The organism is Acidovorax sp. KPB24-07 (assembly GCF_057543315.1).
In genome coordinates, this window is sequence record NZ_BAAJYS010000464.1 from 1 (window position 1) to 2,408 (window position 2,408).

Sequence of the window (2,408 nt, forward strand, 5' to 3'; positions counted from 1 at the left end):
AAAACGCCGGCATCGTGCTATCGAAATGGTATCAACAGGATGCGCCGACGCGGGCGGCCAACTACGCGCGGATGCAGGCCGTGCTGACGCAGATCGAGCGCGAGGTGCCGGGCGCACGCCGCGCCACCGATTCCGCCGGGCGCGAGTGCGACATCGCCATCGACCACAGCGAGTTCGTGCACCTGCCGCAGGCCGCCATCGACCAGGTGGTGGACCGCCTGCACGCGGCGGGCATGCATGCCACGGTGAGCAGCATCCACGTCAACGGCTGGTTCGGGGCGCACAACAAGCTGGAGGGCGCCCGCTGGATCGTGCGCGAGCGCCTGGGGCGCGACCTGGACGCCGAGATCGACCGATGGGTCTACGTGGGCGACTCCACCAACGACCAGCTGATGTTCGAGCGCTTCGCCCACAGCGTGGGCGTGGCGAACGTGGCGCGCTTCGTGCCGCAGCTGCGCCACCGGCCGCGCTACGTCACCCGGGGCGAGCGCGGCGCGGGCTTTGCCGAGGTCGCGCAGGCCATTTTGGGTGCGATGGGCCGCATGCCCTAGAAAATATTGCCCTTGTAGCTATTATTTTCATAGCAAATCGATCCATCGCAAGCGGCGCTCCATCCCGGTGCGCGAGGGACTACAGCGGCTTGCCCAGGCCCAGCTTTTCCACCAGCGCCTTCTCGCGCGTGAAGGTGTCCTGCGCGAACTGGCGGTAGCGCGCGCTGTCCATGTAGATCGGCACCATGTCGTATCGCGCCAGCGCGGTGCGGTAGGACTCCTGGTCCATCGCCTGCTTGAACGCATCGTGCAGGCGCCTGACCACGTCCGGCGGCGTGCCCTTGGGCGCGCCGATGCCGAAGGGCGAGTTCTGCACCACGTCGATGCCCAGCTCCTTGAGCGTGGGCGCATCGGGGAATTTCGCCAGGCGCTCGGCGCCCCAGGTGTTCAGCACGCGCAGCTTGCCCGCCTCGACCTGCGGCGCGAAGCCGGTGGAGTCGGCCGCGGCCATGATCTGCCCGCCCAGGATGGACTGCATCAGGTCGGCACTGCCCTTGTACGGCACGTGCAGCAGTTGCAGGCCCAGTTGCTGCGCGGCCAGCTCCATGGTGAGGTGCGGGCTGGTCAGCGTGCCGGTGGAGCCGTAGCTGAGCTTGCCGGGGTTGGCCTTGGCATAGGCCACGAAGTCCGCCCAGGTCTTGAACGGCGAGTCGGCCGGCACCACCACGCCGAAGGCGTAGCCCGTGACGTTCAGCACATAGGTGATGTCCTTGACCGGGTCCCAGTTGATCTTGGTGGTGTAGGGCATGCGGAACACGCCCAGCGGGATCTGCGCCACGGTGTAGCCGTCGGCCGCCGAGGACTGCAGCAGCTGCGCGGGCAGCGTGCCGCCGGCGCCGGGCTTGTTGTCCACGATGACCGGCTGGCCCAGCGCCTTGCCGGCGCTGTCGGCCAGCACGCGCATGGTGATGTCGGTGGGTCCGCCGGCCGGGAAGGCGATCACCAGCTTGATGGGCCGGGCGGGGAAGGATTGGGCACGGGCGGTAAGGGCGGGGGCGGCCAGGGCCGCGGCCCCGAGCTGCATGAGATGGCGGCGCTGCATGGTCGGTCGGTTCTCGCAAAGTAAGCAACCACCATTGCAGCGCAGCACAGCCCCATCCCTGCAGGCCGGAAACCCTGAGGCCCTGTCGCGCACGCGTCATGCAAGGCTCCAAAGCACCGGTGCCGGGGCCCGGTGCGTTCGTCCTACATGGGGCGACGGGCGGAACCGACACGGCGGCGCGGGGTGCCCGCTTAACGTCACCCCCGGCGCACGCGACTTCCAGCGTGCCGCTTCCCAGCCCCAACCCCCGCACATCCGGCCGCAGGCCATGCCCGGGAACTGCCTATTCAAGAGGAATGGTCATGCCCAACCAACGCCACGCGCCTGTTTTCCTGGGGGTGCTTCTCGTCGTGATCGGCCTGGCCATCGGCGTCGGCGGGGTCTGGCTCATCGCCCTGGGCGGCTCGTGGTACTACCTGCCCGCGGGCCTGGCCACCCTGCTCGCCGGCTGGATGCTGGCCCAGCGCAACCCCGCCGCCCTGTGGGTCTATGCCGGGCTGGTGCTGGTGACGCTGCTGTGGTCGCTGTGGGAGGCCGGGCTGGACTGGTGGCCGCTTGCTGCACGGGGCGACGTGTTCTTCGTGCTGGGGGTGCTGCTGCTCACGCCCTGGGTGTCCCGCGGCCTGGTCTCGCCATCGCAGCGCGGCCCGCGCCGCGCGCTGGGCGTGACGCTGGCGGCCTTTCTGGCCGTGGCCGTGGCCTCGTGGTTCCATGACGCGCACGACGTACCCGGCGCCTTCGCCGCGCATGCCGCCCCCACCCCACCACGGCGGTGCCCGCCGCGGCTGGCAGCCCTGGCGACAACGGCGCCATCC

At 69.8% G+C, this 2,408-nt stretch carries 3 protein-coding genes; 2 read left to right on the forward strand and 1 reads right to left on the reverse strand.

All coding sequences use genetic code 11. The features are described 5' to 3' along the window. Window positions 1–551, forward strand: a 551-nt coding sequence (locus AC27IQ_RS22615) for a Cof-type HAD-IIB family hydrolase (protein ID WP_487090877.1), incomplete at its 5' end; no start/stop codon positions are given. A gap of 79 nt (window positions 552–630) precedes the next feature. Here the strand turns inward: AC27IQ_RS22615 and AC27IQ_RS22620 are convergent. Further along, on the reverse strand, window positions 631–1,593 hold the full coding sequence (locus AC27IQ_RS22620) for a tripartite tricarboxylate transporter substrate binding protein (protein ID WP_284429744.1): 963 nt from the start codon (window positions 1,591–1,593) through the stop codon (window positions 631–633). Window positions 1,594–1,895: 302 nt separating this feature from the next. Between AC27IQ_RS22620 and AC27IQ_RS22625 the strand changes: the two genes are divergently transcribed. Then, window positions 1,896–2,408: Asp23/Gls24 family envelope stress response protein (locus tag AC27IQ_RS22625; protein ID WP_487090878.1), on the forward strand; the 513-nt coding region annotated here is incomplete at its 3' end.

Coding starts and splice junctions, on each gene's coding strand:
- AC27IQ_RS22620 (WP_284429744.1), bottom strand. CDS start 1,593: ATGCAGCGCCGCCATCTCATGCAGCTCGGGGCCGCGGCCCTGGCCGCC.